Origin of the sequence: Oligella sp. HMSC09E12 (assembly GCF_001808505.1) — a bacterium.
GTDB classification, from domain to species: Bacteria; Pseudomonadota; Gammaproteobacteria; order Burkholderiales; family Burkholderiaceae_B; genus Oligella; species Oligella urethralis.
Genome location: NZ_KV793581.1, coordinates 1 through 13,622 on the forward strand (window position 1 = coordinate 1; position 13,622 = coordinate 13,622).

Annotated in this window: 13 protein-coding genes; all 13 read left to right on the forward strand. The window is 48.1% G+C overall.

Going from position 1 to position 13,622, the window contains the following annotated elements; translation table 11 throughout:
• The first annotated feature begins 492 nt into the window (after window positions 1-492).
• Genes ndhC through HMPREF3179_RS06245 form a run of 13 tightly spaced genes read left to right on the forward strand, consistent with a single transcriptional unit; the run spans window position 493 to window position 13,614 of the window.
• Window positions 493-852: an NADH-quinone oxidoreductase subunit A gene (gene ndhC, locus HMPREF3179_RS06185; protein ID WP_070470106.1), complete on the forward strand. Its 360-nt coding sequence runs from the start codon at window positions 493-495 to the stop codon at window positions 850-852.
• 21 nt (window positions 853-873) lie between these two features.
• Window positions 874-1,359 carry a NuoB/complex I 20 kDa subunit family protein gene (locus HMPREF3179_RS06190; protein ID WP_018027321.1) on the forward strand — a complete coding sequence of 162 codons (486 nt, stop codon included), beginning with the start codon at window positions 874-876 and terminating at the stop codon, window positions 1,357-1,359.
• Window positions 1,360-1,368: 9 nt separating this feature from the next.
• Entirely contained in the window at window positions 1,369-2,067 is a 699-nt protein-coding gene (locus HMPREF3179_RS06195) for an NADH-quinone oxidoreductase subunit C (protein ID WP_036559604.1), read from the forward strand.
• A gap of 2 nt (window positions 2,068-2,069) precedes the next feature.
• Entirely contained in the window at window positions 2,070-3,326 is a 1,257-nt protein-coding gene (locus HMPREF3179_RS06200) for an NADH-quinone oxidoreductase subunit D (RefSeq protein ID WP_018027319.1), read from the forward strand.
• A 43-nt stretch (window positions 3,327-3,369) separates the two neighbouring features.
• Entirely contained in the window at window positions 3,370-3,855 is a 486-nt protein-coding gene (gene nuoE, locus HMPREF3179_RS06205) for an NADH-quinone oxidoreductase subunit NuoE (RefSeq protein ID WP_018027318.1), read from the forward strand.
• Window positions 3,856-3,860: 5 nt separating this feature from the next.
• A complete protein-coding gene (nuoF, locus tag HMPREF3179_RS06210; RefSeq protein WP_018027317.1) occupies window positions 3,861-5,228 on the forward strand; it encodes an NADH-quinone oxidoreductase subunit NuoF in 1,368 nt (455 codons plus the stop codon).
• 12 nt (window positions 5,229-5,240) lie between these two features.
• On the forward strand, window positions 5,241-7,541 hold the full coding sequence (nuoG, locus tag HMPREF3179_RS06215; RefSeq protein WP_070470109.1) for an NADH-quinone oxidoreductase subunit NuoG: 2,301 nt from the start codon (window positions 5,241-5,243) through the stop codon (window positions 7,539-7,541).
• The gene (nuoH, locus tag HMPREF3179_RS06220) at window positions 7,541-8,641 is read left to right on the forward strand and encodes an NADH-quinone oxidoreductase subunit NuoH (protein WP_070470113.1); all 1,101 of its coding nucleotides are present in this window, start codon (window positions 7,541-7,543) and stop codon (window positions 8,639-8,641) included. The genes nuoG and nuoH overlap by 1 nt, the downstream gene beginning before the upstream one ends.
• Before the next feature lie 10 nt (window positions 8,642-8,651).
• Window positions 8,652-9,140: an NADH-quinone oxidoreductase subunit NuoI gene (gene nuoI, locus HMPREF3179_RS06225; RefSeq protein WP_018027314.1), complete on the forward strand. Its 489-nt coding sequence runs from the start codon at window positions 8,652-8,654 to the stop codon at window positions 9,138-9,140.
• A gap of 12 nt (window positions 9,141-9,152) precedes the next feature.
• Complete coding sequence (locus HMPREF3179_RS06230) at window positions 9,153-9,797, forward strand: NADH-quinone oxidoreductase subunit J (protein ID WP_018027313.1); 645 nt, start codon at window positions 9,153-9,155, stop codon at window positions 9,795-9,797.
• The gene (gene nuoK / locus HMPREF3179_RS06235; protein ID WP_018027312.1) at window positions 9,794-10,120 is read left to right on the forward strand and encodes an NADH-quinone oxidoreductase subunit NuoK; all 327 of its coding nucleotides are present in this window, start codon (window positions 9,794-9,796) and stop codon (window positions 10,118-10,120) included. Before HMPREF3179_RS06230 ends, nuoK begins: the two co-directional genes overlap by 4 nt.
• 10 nt (window positions 10,121-10,130) lie before the next feature.
• A complete protein-coding gene (gene nuoL, locus HMPREF3179_RS06240) occupies window positions 10,131-12,134 on the forward strand; it encodes an NADH-quinone oxidoreductase subunit L (protein WP_070470117.1) in 2,004 nt (667 codons plus the stop codon).
• Window position 12,135: 1 nt separating this feature from the next.
• Window positions 12,136-13,614 carry an NADH-quinone oxidoreductase subunit M gene (locus HMPREF3179_RS06245; RefSeq protein WP_018027310.1) on the forward strand — a complete coding sequence of 493 codons (1,479 nt, stop codon included), beginning with the start codon at window positions 12,136-12,138 and terminating at the stop codon, window positions 13,612-13,614.
• Window positions 13,615-13,622 lie beyond the last annotated feature (8 nt).

The following is a 13,622-nucleotide window of genomic DNA, read 5'->3' on the forward strand; positions in this document are numbered from 1 at the left end:
GAGGGATGAGGTGCAAACCTCACCCTACTCGATGTCTGCCTAGCTAGGCTGGTCAAGCTGAATCGCCCTGCCTAAGGGGAATGAAGGGGCAGATAATTTTAATGTTAATGGCAAAGTGCTGTTGGACAAGGGCGGGGTCAGACCGAGTGCGTGATGGTGGCTGGCAAGTTAGCGGTGAGGGATGGCTTAATATGGCGTTTTTGCATCAGCTTGGTGTAGCTCTTGAAAGCCTCTTTTTTGCCAGTTTGGGTAGTTTCAATTGATTGATTTTTGTTTTTCAGCTACTTGTAATAGTCTGTTAATGCACCTAGTGGCATGCATCTGTTGTCGCTACAGTCTAGATTGAATTTCCTCCTACTTTTATAGTATATGCGCAACGCTCAATGTGTGAAAAAATGCTACAATAGAAAGGTTTATTTAATTACAATTTTATTAATTAATTGTAGCGATAGACAGTTTAAAAAGTTCATAAGCTTTCTTTAAAGGTGTTTCATGAATGTAGCAGAGTATTTTCCGGTGCTTTTGTTTGTCCTAGTGGCAGGCGGCCTTGGGGGTGTGTTGTTATTGCTGGGGGTCGTGTTGGGCCCGAGAAACCCGTATGATGAGAAGCTGTCCCAGTACGAGTGTGGTTTCGAGGCATTTGAGGATTCGCGCATGCGTTTCGATGTTCGTTACTACTTAGTCGCCATTCTATTTATTTTATTCGACTTAGAGATTGCCTTTTTATTCCCATGGGCGGTTGCCAATCAGCAAGTTGGCTTAGTCGGTTTCTCCACAGTGGTCGTGTTTTTAGTCATTCTTACGGTTGGCTTTATCTACGAGTGGAAAAAGGGTGCGCTAGATTGGGATTAATTTTCAGAGAAGGGTAGATAAATGTCTGAACAAACTCAATTAAAAGAAAAGGGCTTTCTGGTTACCTCCGTGGATGCGGTGATGAACTGGTACCAGACGGGTTCGATGTGGCCGATGACCTTCGGTTTGGCCTGTTGTGCGGTAGAGATGATGCACGCTGGTGCGGCACGTTATGATATGGACCAATTCGGGATTATTTTCCGTCCCAGTCCGCGTCAGTCCGATGTGATGATTGTTGCCGGTACTTTGTGTAATAAAATGGCACCTGCGCTACGCAAGGTATACGACCAGATGGCTGAGCCACGTTGGGTGGTGTCCATGGGTTCCTGTGCTAATGGTGGTGGTTACTACCACTACTCATACTCTGTGGTGCGTGGCTGTGACCGCGTAGTGCCGGTTGATATTTACGTGCCAGGTTGTCCGCCAACCGCAGAGGCCTTGATTTACGGCTTATTACAGCTCCAAAATAAAATTCGTCATCAAAAGACGATCGCTCGTGAGGCGTAGGAGGCTGAGATGACGCGTTTAGAGAAATTACATCACACCTTAGTCAAGCTGTTAGGCGAGCAGGCTCAGATTGTAGCCTACGCTGGTGAGCTGACCTTGACCGTGGCGCCCGAGCATTGGGTGCAGACCTGTTCGATGCTGCATGAGCACGAGGAGCTAGCGTTCCAGCAAGCGATTGACCTCTGTGGTGTGGACTATTTAACCTATGGTGGGGTATCGGTTGCGCCTGAGGATAATCAACCATTGTTGCCAACAGAGGCTACTGCTGATTTAGATGTGGCCTTAGAGCCTGTGGATGCGATGCCCTCCGAGCAGCCTAGTCAGTTCCCAGGGCGTTTTGCGGTGGTTTTGCATTTATTATCAGTCAAGCATAATTGGCGCTTACGTGTGCGCACCTTCCCGCAGGATAACGACTTCCCCTCCGTACCTAGCTTAGTCAATATCTGGAACAGTCTTAACTGGTTTGAGCGTGAGGCTTTTGACTTATTTGGTATTGTGTTTGAGGGTCACCCCGACCTACGCCGCATTTTGACCGACTACGGCTTTATCGGTCACCCTTTCCGCAAGGACTTCCCGGTGATTGGTCATGTTGAGATGATTTACGACCCTGAGCAAAAGCGTGTGGTCTATCAGCCTGTGTCGATTGAAAATCGCGAGATTACACCGCGAGTCATTCGCGAAGAGGGTTATGGAGCAGGGCGAGAGTAATTATGGCAGATATTAAAAGTTATACCTTAAACTTCGGTCCGCAGCACCCGGCCGCTCACGGCGTTTTACGCTTGATTCTTGAGCTTAATGGTGAGGTGATTTTACGAGCGGACCCGCATATTGGTTTATTACACCGCGGTACTGAGAAATTAGCCGAGCAGCGTACTTATGTACAGGCGCTCCCATATATGGATCGTTTAGACTACGTCTCCATGATGGTTAATGAGCACGCCTATTGTATGGCGGTAGAAAAGCTATTGGGTATCGAATTACCTAAGCGTGCTGAGTACATCCGTACCATGTTCGATGAGATTACCCGTATTCTTAACCACTTGATGTCTATCGGTTCGCATGCACTAGACGTGGGCGCAATGGCGGTGTTCTTATACGCTTTCCGTGATCGCGAATACCTGATGGACTGCTATGAGGCAGTGTCCGGTGCGCGTTTGCATGCCGCCTACTATCGTCCCGGTGGTGTATATCGTGATCTGCCTGATAGCATGCCTAAGCACGAGATTGACTCGAAGTACCGTAGCGTACGCGATATGAAGCGTCTTAACGAGTGGCGTGAAGGCTCTATGCTTGACTTTATTGAGGCCTTTGTCGATTACTATCCATCGGCGATTGATGAGTACGAGACGCTGTTGACCGATAACCGTATTTGGAAGCAGCGCTTGGTCGATGTCGGTATTGTGACCCCTGAGCGCGCCCTCAATAAGGGCTTTACCGGGGTGATGCTGCGCGGTTCTGGCGTGGAGTGGGATATTCGTCGTAAGCAGCCCTATGCCGTCTATGATGAGTTAGATTTTAATATCCCGGTCGGGGTTAACGGTGACTGTTATGACCGTTACTTATGCCGTATTGCGGAGTTACGCGAAAGTACCAAAATCATCAAGCAATGTGTACAGTGGTTGCGTGATAATCCAGGCCCTGTCATGTACGAGGACAATAAAATCACCCCACCTAAGCGTCTTGAGATGAAGACCGGTATGGAGGAGTTGATTCACCACTTCAAGTTATTCTCAGAGGGTTTCCCTGTACCTGAGGGTGAAGCATACGCAGCGGTTGAGCATCCTAAGGGTGAGTTCGGTATTTATATGATTTCTGATGGCGCCAATAAGCCATATCGTCTCAAAATCCGTGCCCCGGGCTTTGTGCACTTACAAGGCTTAGACGAGATGTCGCGTGGTCATATGTTGGCGGATGCGGTAACCATTATCGGTACCCAGGATATTGTATTTGGTGAGATTGACCGCTAGGAAGCCAGTGCTTCATAGCATCAACGAATTACAGGAAATTAACATGTTGCTTTCTGAACAGGCTTATAAAAAGATTGACAAGGAGTTGGCAAAGTATCCTGCCGATCAACGTCAATCAGCAGTTATGGCCGCTTTGCGCATTGCCCAAGAGGAAAAAGGCTGGGTCTCCGATGAAGTCATCGTTGACGTTGCCGAGTATTTAGGCATGCCGACAATTGCGGTGCAAGAGGTCGCCACCTTCTACGATATGTATGAATTAAAGCCGGTAGGTAAGTACAAACTAACCGTCTGTACCAACTTGCCTTGCGCCTTAAGAGATGGTGAAAAAACTGCGCATTACATCAGCGAAAAATTAGGTATTGCCATTGGTGAAACGACGCCTGACGGCTTAATCACGCTCCAAGAGAGTGAGTGTCAGGGCGCCTGTGGTGATGCCCCCGTTTTATTAATTAATAACCATCATATGTGCGTGCGCATGAGCAAAGAGCGTATTGATGAGTTGTTAGCCGATATTCAAAGTGAGGGTTAAGCGTCATGGGTTTAGAACGTATTATCCAAAAGTATAGCGGCGGACTGGAGCCCAATCCGGGCGGTGATTTATCCAGCAGTATGATATTTCATAATCGTCATATTAACCCACAGATTCTCAAGGGTTTAGACGGTCATAACTGGGGTATTGAGGGCTATATGGCCCGTGGCGGTTACGAGGTATTGCGCAAAATCTGTGCCGGTCAGTTAGATCAGGACACGGTGATTAATGAGCTTAAACTCTCATCCTTACGCGGTCGCGGCGGTGCAGGTTTCCCGACGGGCTTAAAGTGGAGCTTTATGCCTAAAAACTACCTCGGTCAAAAGTACGTCGTCTGTAACTCGGACGAGGGTGAGCCGGGAACGTTTAAGGATCGTGATATTCTGCGCTTTAACCCCCATGCGGTAATTGAGGGCATGATTATTGCCGGTTTTGCCATGGGTGCGAGTGTTGGCTATAACTATATTCACGGTGAGATTTTCGAGGTCTATGAGCGTTTTGAAGAGGCGCTAGAGCAGGCGCGAGCTCACGGTTTCTTAGGTGATAATATCCTCGGCAGTGATTTTAGTTTCCAACTGCATGCACACCACGGTTACGGTGCCTATATTTGTGGCGAGGAGACTGCTTTACTTGAGTCACTTGAGGGTAAAAAGGGTCAGCCACGCTTTAAACCACCATTCCCTGCGAATTATGGTGTTTACGGTAAGCCGACCACGATTAACAATACCGAGACCTTTGCCAGTGTGCCTTATGCTTTAGCAATGGGCGGTCAGCAGTACTTAGAGCTCGGTAAACCAAACAATGGCGGTACCAAGCTATTTTCTATCACCGGTGATATTGAGCGACCAGGTGTGTATGAGATTCCGATGGGAACACCATTTAGCAAGCTATTAGAGATTGCAGGCGGCATGCGTAATGGCGCTAAGCTCAAGGCCGTGATCCCCGGTGGTTCGAGTGCGCCGGTGTTGCCGGCTGATATCATGATGGACTGTACTATGGACTACGACAGCATCGCCAAGGCCGGTTCGATGTTGGGTTCCGGTGCCGTAACGGTGATGGACGATAGTCGCTGTATGGTGCGTTCATTATTGCGTCTGTCGTATTTCTACCAGCATGAGAGCTGCGGCCAATGTACCCCTTGTCGTGAGGGTACGGGTTGGTTATGGCGTATTGTGCACCGTATTGAGCATGGTGAGGGTCGTCCTGAGGATCTGGATGAGCTGGAGCGTATTGCCGGTAATATCATGGGCCGTACCATTTGTGCCCTTGGTGATGCGGCAGCAATGCCGGTGCAGGGTTTCTTGAGACATTTCCGTGATGAGTTCGCGTACCACATTGATAATAAGCAATGTTTGGTAGCGCCGTATATTTAATAGGTTTGTACCATGGTTGAACTTACCATTGACGGCAAGAAAGTATCCGTTCCTGAGGGCAGCTTTGTTATGCACGCTGCGACCGAACTGGGTCTTTATGTGCCACATTTTTGTTATCACAAAAAATTATCTATCGCCGCCAACTGCCGTATGTGCTTAGTCGAGGTCGAGAAAGCGCCTAAGGCATTACCGGCATGTGCCACACCGGTGACACAGGGTATGGTTGTCCATACGAAATCACCAAAGGCATTAGCTGCACAGCAGGCGGTGATGGAGTTTTTATTAATCAATCACCCCCTTGATTGCCCAATCTGTGACCAGGGCGGTGAGTGTCAGTTACAGGATTTAGCCGTGGGCTACGGTTATGATGCCAGTCACTACCAAGAAGAAAAGCGGGTGGTGTTCCACAAATCAATGGGTCCGCTAATCTCGGCTGAGGAGATGAGCCGCTGTATTCACTGTACGCGTTGTGTTCGCTTTGGCCAAGAGGTGGCCGGGGTGATGGAACTAGGTATGTTAAATCGCGGTGAGCACGCAGAGATTACTTCCTTCCTGGGCAAGGCGGTCAGCTCCGAGTTATCGGGTAATATGATCGATCTCTGCCCAGTCGGTGCCTTAACCTCTAAGCCCTTCCGCTATCAGGCGCGCACCTGGGAATTAGCACGTCGTCGCTCGGTCAGCCCGCACGATAGCGTGGGTGCAAATCTTGTGGTACAGGTGAAAAATGACCGCGTGCTACGTGTGGTGCCATTTGAAAATGAAGCGGTTAACGAGTGCTGGATTAGCGATAAGGATCGCTTCTCTTATGAGGGTCTATACGCCGAGGATCGTTTAACCACACCGATGCTTAAGGGTAGTGACGGTGTTTGGCGTGAAGCGAGTTGGGAAGAGGCATTATTAGCAGCCGCTGAGCTTTTACAAAATGTCAATGAGCAACAGGGCGTGGATAGCATCGGTGCATTTGCTGCCGAGTACTCTACACTCGAGGAGATGACCTTATTAAGCCGTATTGTGCGTGGTCTAGGCTCTAACAACATCGATAGCCGCTTACGTTTAGGCGACGAGAACATTGATAAGGCCTTAGAGGGTACCCCATGGTTGGGTATGCCGATTGCTGAGTTGAATCACTTAGACGGTGTGTTAGTGGTTGACAGTAATTTACGTCAAGATCATCCATTATTTGCACAGCGTTTACGCCAAGCGGCAAAGGCCGGTGCACGTATCGTCTTACTTGATAGTAATGGCGAGGATCCATTATTCCCGGTGGCGGCCCGTTTAACGGTGGCACCAAGCCAGTTATGCGCTGCTATTGATAATATCGCCAAGGCGGTAGCGCAGCTGAAAGGCGGTGCAGAGCTTGACGAGCAGGATCCAATCAATCAGATTGCCGCTATTTTATTAGCGGGTAAAAAGCCAGCTGTGTTTATGGGTAACGGTGTCTTAAGTAAGTCATCGGCCAGTAATGTCTTGGCCCATAGCCATGTGTTAGCAGAGGCTTTAGCAGCGCCATTAGGCTATTTAACGCGTGGTGCTAACCACGTGGGTGCTTCGGTTGCCGGGGCGACGCCGCAGCAAAACGGTATGAATGCCGCGCAGATGATGAAGAATCCGCTAAGCGCCTATGTGGTGTTGCATGCGGAGAGCTTGGATTTTGAGGATCCGATTCGAGCGCGTGAGATTTTCAGTAAGGCCGCTACCATTGCCCTGACTTCTTATCAGTCAGATGCAAAGCAATGGGCCAAAATTATGCTGCCGGTTGGTCCTTTTACTGAGACTTCCGGTACCTTTATTAATGCTGAGGGACGTGCCCAGAGCTTCAAAGGCGTGGTGCCATCATTGGGCAATAGCCGCCCAGCCTGGAAGGTATTACGCGTCTTAGGTAATTTACTAAAACTGGCTGACTTTGATGCGGAAAGCTCAGAGGCTGTACGTGATGCGGTTTTAGCTCAGAACTATACCGGTAGCTTCAATAACGAGGTGAAGGCAGAACCGTATAATCCAAATGTAGCGCTTAATGCTTTTGAACGAGTGGCTAATCTACCGATTTATCGAAGCGATGCGATAGTACGTCGTGCACCTGCCTTACAAAAGCAGACGGCGGCGCCAGTGGCCGGTCTAAACGCTGCCATGATGGCTAATTTAGCCGTGGTTGAGGGTGATCAGGTGCGCGTTAAGAGCAATAGGGGCGAAGTTGTGTTGCCAGTGCAGTTGCAAGCGCAATTGGCTGATAATACGGTCAGTGTGCCGCTGGGCTTTGAGCAAACCGCTGTCTTAGGTGGTGCATTTGTCCAACTTTCAGTGGAGAAGGTCTAATGAATACGAATATTTGGGCATGGTTTACTGATGGTGTAGCAGCGCTCAATGCATGGGGTAGCAATTTACTTGGTGAAACCCTATGGATGGTGCTGTGGACGATTATTCTGATCCTCGTGATCGCACTGCCGATTATTATCTGTGTGGCGTTTTTAACCCTGTGGGAACGCCGCATGATTGGTTATATGCACGTGCGTCGCGGTCCTAACCGGGTAGGCCCTGGTGGTCTATTACAGCCTTTTGCTGACGTGCTTAAGCTATTGACCAAGGAAGTGATCGTCCCGGCCAAAGCCAACAAGGTGATGTACATCTTGGCGCCAATTATGACCTTAGTGCCCGCATTAGCGGCCTGGGCCGTGGTGCCGTTTGGTCCAGAAGCCGTGTTGGCTAATGTTAACGCCGGTATTTTATATATTGTGGCGATTACCGCATTGGGTGTGTACGGTGTGATTTTCGCAGGTTGGGCCTCTAACTCTAAGTATCCTTTTTTAGGTGCGATGCGTGCATCGGCACAAATGATTTCTTATGAGTTATCGCTGACCTTTGTGTTGGTGACCATCATTCTCGTTTCCGACACCATGAATATGAACGGTATCGTACTTCAGCAAACGAGCGGTTTTTTTGCTGATAAAGGCGTGACCTTCTTATCATGGAACTTTATTCCCTTATTCCCTTTATTTATTGTTTATATCATCTCAATTGTGGCGGAAACTAACCGTCACCCATTTGACGTGGTAGAGGGTGAATCGGAAATTGTGGCCGGGCACATGGTGGAATATTCGGGTATGGGCTTTGCGATGTTCTTCTTAGCCGAGTACGCCAATATGATCTTATTGTCGGCCTTATGCTCAATCTTCTTCTTGGGCGGTTGGTCGGCGCCATTGGATATGGTTCCATTTACCTGGGTACCTGGTTGGTTGTGGTTAGGTATTAAGACCTTCTGCGTGGTGTCGCTATTTGTGTGGTTCCGTGCCTCCTTCCCACGCTTCCGCTATGACCAGATTATGCGTTTAGGTTGGAAGGTATTTATTCCGTTAACCTTAATTTGGTTTTTTGTGGTGGCAATTTGGATGCAAACACCATTAAGTATTTGGAATTAAGGGTGAGATTATGAGCAAGTTGAAACGCTTTATGAACAGCTTTATGCTGACCGAGTTACTCAAAGGGATGATGCTGACTGGTAGCTATTTCTTTAAGCCGAAGTTCACCCTTAAGTATCCTTACGAGAAAACGCCGATGTCGCCTCGTTTCCGCGGTTTGCATGCTTTGCGTCGTTACCCAAACGGGGAAGAACGTTGTATTGCCTGTAAATTATGTGAGGCGGTCTGTCCAGCCATGGCGATTTCCATTGAGTCGCATGAACGTGAAGACGGTACGCGCCGTACCACACGTTATGACATTGACTTAACCAAGTGCATTTTCTGCGGTTTCTGCGAGGAAAGTTGCCCGGTTGACTCCATTGTTGAGACGCATATTCACGAGTATCACGGCGAGAAGCGCGGTGATTTGTACTTCACTAAAGACATGTTGCTTGCGGTGGGCGATCGTTATGAGGACGAAATTGCCAAGCGTCGCGAAGCAGATGCGCCGTATCGCTAATAGGTGGAGATCATGGTTTTTTCGACAGTTCTTTTTTATATTCTGGCTTTTATTGCCATTGTTGCTGCCGCCCGTGTGGTGTTAGCACGTAGTCCGGTGGTTGCTGCCTTGCACCTGATGTTGACCTTTTTCTCTGCGTCGATGCTGTGGATTTTAATCGGTGCCGAATACCTCGGTTTATTGTTGATTATTATTTATGTCGGTGCGGTGATGGTGATGTTCCTCTTTGTGGTGATGATGATTGATGTGGTACCCGAGAGTTTACGTCAAGGTTTCCGTACCTACCTGCCACTCGGTTTAGTGGTTGGCGGTGTGATGGTGTTGGAAATCGCCTCCGTGTTAGCGGCGGTTTATTTGGGTACAGGCGCACCAATTGCGGTTTCTTTACCTCAATCCTACAACAACGTGGTACAGATCGGTATCGCTATGTATGCTGAATATAGCTATGCGATTCAGGTCGGTGCCTTGGTATTATTAGTGGGTATGGTGTCAGCGGTAGGTATTACCTTACGCGAACGTAAGAATCGCAAATACACTAATGTGAGTGATCAGTTAAAAGCCGATCCTAAGGATCGTTTACGTATCGTGAGTATGGCTTCCGAGTCTGAGCCTCGCACGGTGGCTGCAGTTGAAGTCCAAGAGGGAGAAAGCAAATGACCTTGAGTTTAGCGCATTATTTAATACTCGGCGCTGTGCTGTTTGCTATTGGGGTTTTCGGGATTTTCTTAAATCGCCGTAACATGATTGGGATTTTGATGTCGATTGAGTTGCTATTATTAGCGGTCAATATGAACTTCGTGGCCTTTTCTCAATGGCATCCGGGACCTGATGGTTTACCGGAAACGGCAGGGCAAATCTTTGTTTTCTTTGTCTTAACTGTTGCGGCGGCTGAAGCGGCAATCGGTTTGGCCATTCTTGTTATGCTATTCCGTAAGATTAATTCAATTAACGTTGACGACATTGGTCGTCTACAAGGGTAGGGGGTAAATCATGGAATCAACATTATCTCCAATCCTCTTACTCGCCATTGCATTGGCGCCCTTACTGGGTTCCGTGCTAGCGGGTCTATTTGGTACCGGTTTTTTCGGGCGTCAAGTCACGCGTGCCGGTGCGCATGGTATTACCATTGCCTTAGTAGCGTTTTCCGCTGTGGCATCACTTTATGTCTTATGGCAGGTGATTGCGCACGATGCCTATTTCAACGGGACTATCTACACTTGGACCGTGATCGGACATATTCCGATTGAAATCGGCTTTTTAGTGGATTCGCTAACGGCCACGATGATGGTGGTGGTTACCTCGGTCTCACTGATGGTGCATATTTATACCATCGGTTATATGGTGGACGATCCTGGCTACCAGCGCTTCTTTAGCTACATTTCACTCTTTACCTTCTCCATGCTGATGTTAGTGATGGCAAATAATATGCTGTTGCTATTCTTCGGTTGGGAGGCAGTTGGTTTAGTGTCTTATCTCTTAATCGGTTTCTGGTACGAAAGACCGACGGCGATTTTCGCTAATATGAAGGCATTTATTGTGAACCGTGTGGGTGACTTTGGTTTCATCTTAGGTATTGGTTTACTCTTTGCCTACACCGGTAGCTTAAATTATGATCAGGTGTTTGATAGTGCTAGCATCTTGTCATATACCAGCTTCCCGGGTACGGATTGGTCTTTGGTCACGGTTGCTGCTATCTGCTTATTTATCGGTGCCATGGGTAAGTCTGCGCAAGTACCTTTACATGCATGGTTACCTGACTCGATGGAGGGTCCAACACCGATTTCTGCATTGATTCACGCGGCCACTATGGTGACAGCGGGTATCTTTATGGTGGCTCGCTTCTCACCCATCTTTGAGCTATCTAATACTGCGCTATCCTTAGTGATTGTGGTGGGTGCTATCGGTGCCTTGTTCCTCGGTCTACTCGGTTTGATTCAAAACGATATCAAACGTGTGGTGGCTTACTCTACCTTGTCGCAGTTAGGTTATATGACGGTGGCACTGGGTGCTTCGGCTTACAGCGTGGCAGTCTTCCACCTGATGACGCACGCTTTCTTTAAGGCCTTACTGTTCTTAGGCGCTGGTTCGGTGATTATCGGTATGCACCATAATCAAGATATTCGCTACATGGGCGGTATTCGTAAGTACATGCCAATTACTTGGATTACTTTCTTATTAGGTACCTTAGCCCTGGTGGGTACGCCATTCTTCTCAGGCTACTACTCCAAAGAGCATATTATCGAAGCGGCCGGTGCGGCCAATATCTGGGGTGCGAACTTTGCCTACTACTGCGTGCTGATTGGCGTGTTCGTTACTTCCTTGTATTCGTTCCGACTGTACTTCTTAGTATTCCACGGTAAGGAGCGTTATGAGGACTTGCCGGCGGATGCGGAGCATCGTTTTGAGAAAAATGAGAAGCCTAAAGAATCACCATGGGTGGTGACTGTACCTTTAGTGGTATTAGCGATTCCATCGGTGTTGATCGGTGCCTGGGTGATTGAGCCGATGCTGTTCGGTGATTTCTTCAAGAACGTGATCTACGTGGATGCGGCAGCTCATCCTGCGATGGCAGATATTGCTGCGACTTTCCATGGTTGGCTTGAGTACGGCTTACATGCCTTTATGACCTTACCGTTCTGGTTAGTGGTGGCCGGTTTTGTGGTGGCCCTATTCCTTTACGTGGTCAGTCCAGCTACGCCGGGCAAAATCTACCACTCCTTATCCGGTATTAACCGTATTTTGGAAAATAAATACTATGTTGACTGGGTCTATGAAAATGTCTTTGCTCGTGGCGCTCGCGCGCTCGGTCAAGGCTTCTGGAAAGGTGGTGATAAGGGTGTGATTGATGGCTTTATCATCAATGGCAGTACTAAAGCGGTTGCTTTAATTGCCTCGCTTAGCCGCAAGCTCCAGTCCGGTTACGTATACCATTACGCCTTCTCCATGTTGGTGGGTATTATTGTTTTAATCTCTTTCTTTGTAGTGGTGCGATAAGATGACAACATTTCCTTGGCTTTCCTTATCGATTTTTGTACCGATCATTGCCGGTATTTTTGTACTCGTATTCGGTCGTGACGAGCGAGCAGAGTACACCAAGCAAATGGCTTTGATTGGTGCAATTGTCAGCTTCTTAGTCACCTTGCCACTGATCTTTGGCTTTGACTCTACTACTGCAGAAATGCAGTTCGTTGAAAATGTGCGCTGGATTTCAGCCTTTACAGCACATTATCACCTGGGTGTAGACGGTATTTCCATTTGGTTTGTACTGTTAACCGCCTTTATTACCATTATGGTGGTGATTGCTGGGTGGAAGGTCATTACTGACCGAGTAGCACAGTACATGGCAGCATTCCTGATTTTATCGGGCTTGATGGTTGGTGTTTTTGCTGCCTTGGACGGCTTATTGTTCTACGTATTCTTTGAGGCAACCCTGATTCCGATGTATATCATTATCGGTGTATGGGGTGGTCCGAATCGTGTGTACGCAGCCTTTAAGTTCTTCCTCTATACTTTATTAGGTTCCTTATTAACCTTAGTTGCTTTCATCTATCTGTACCTCCAGGCAGGTACCTTCGATATTGCCGCTTGGCATGCCTTGCCATTGACGATGAATGAGCAGTTATTCATCTTCTTTGCGCTCTTTGCCGCCTTTGCAGTGAAAGTACCTATGTGGCCGGTGCATACCTGGTTACCAGATGCGCACGTTGAAGCGCCGACCGGTGGTTCGATTGTGTTAGCGGCCATTATGTTGAAGCTAGGTGCCTACGGTTTCCTTCGCTTCTCTTTACCGATTGCCCCGGACGCTAGTCAGGAAATGGGCTGGTTAATGATCGTGTTAGCACTGATTGCGCTGATCTACATCGGTTTGGTGGCGATTGTACAAGATGATATGAAGAAGCTCGTGGCTTATTCCTCAGTGGCTCATATGGGCTTTGTGGTCTTAGGTACCTTCCTCTTTAGCGAAGCAGGTATTGAGGGTGCTATTGTACAAATGATCTCCCACGGTTTTGTGTCAGGCGCTATGTTTATGTGTATCGGTGTGCTCTATGACCGTTTACACAGCCGAGAAATTGCGGCTTACGGTGGTGTGGTCAAGGTCATGCCTAAGTTTGTGACCTTCTTTGTACTGTTCTCAATGGCCAATAGCGGTCTACCCGCAACTTCAGGTTTCGTGGGTGAGTTCTACGTGATTCTAGCGGCGATTGACTTCAACTTCTGGGTCGGCTTATTGGCAGCAACGTCATTGATTTTAAGTGCCTCTTATTCGCTCTGGATGGTTAAACGCGTGGCTTATGGTCCGGTGACAAATCCTGAGGTAGCCAAAATGCTTGATCTTGATAAGCGTGAATTTTTGGTCTTAGGTCTGTTTGCAATCTTTGTGTTGTATATGGGTATTCATCCGAAACCATTTACTGATGTCATGCATGTATCAGTTCAGCATTTGCTGGAACAGATTGCACAATCCAAACTGTAGGTTAGAAC

Bases quoted from the DNA above. Each gene is read 5' to 3' on its own strand.
- ndhC (WP_070470106.1), top strand. From the start codon at position 493: ATGAATGTAGCAGAGTATTTTCCGGTGCTTTTGTTTGTCCTAGTGGCA.
- HMPREF3179_RS06190 (WP_018027321.1), top strand. From the start codon at position 874: ATGTCTGAACAAACTCAATTAAAAGAAAAGGGCTTTCTGGTTACCTCC.
- HMPREF3179_RS06195 (WP_036559604.1), top strand. From the start codon at position 1,369: ATGACGCGTTTAGAGAAATTACATCACACCTTAGTCAAGCTGTTAGGC.
- HMPREF3179_RS06200 (WP_018027319.1), top strand. From the start codon at position 2,070: ATGGCAGATATTAAAAGTTATACCTTAAACTTCGGTCCGCAGCACCCG.
- nuoE (WP_018027318.1), top strand. From the start codon at position 3,370: ATGTTGCTTTCTGAACAGGCTTATAAAAAGATTGACAAGGAGTTGGCA.
- nuoF (WP_018027317.1), top strand. From the start codon at position 3,861: ATGGGTTTAGAACGTATTATCCAAAAGTATAGCGGCGGACTGGAGCCC.
- nuoG (WP_070470109.1), top strand. From the start codon at position 5,241: ATGGTTGAACTTACCATTGACGGCAAGAAAGTATCCGTTCCTGAGGGC.
- nuoH (WP_070470113.1), top strand. From the start codon at position 7,541: ATGAATACGAATATTTGGGCATGGTTTACTGATGGTGTAGCAGCGCTC.
- nuoI (WP_018027314.1), top strand. From the start codon at position 8,652: ATGAGCAAGTTGAAACGCTTTATGAACAGCTTTATGCTGACCGAGTTA.
- HMPREF3179_RS06230 (WP_018027313.1), top strand. From the start codon at position 9,153: ATGGTTTTTTCGACAGTTCTTTTTTATATTCTGGCTTTTATTGCCATT.
- nuoK (WP_018027312.1), top strand. From the start codon at position 9,794: ATGACCTTGAGTTTAGCGCATTATTTAATACTCGGCGCTGTGCTGTTT.
- nuoL (WP_070470117.1), top strand. From the start codon at position 10,131: ATGGAATCAACATTATCTCCAATCCTCTTACTCGCCATTGCATTGGCG.
- HMPREF3179_RS06245 (WP_018027310.1), top strand. From the start codon at position 12,136: ATGACAACATTTCCTTGGCTTTCCTTATCGATTTTTGTACCGATCATT.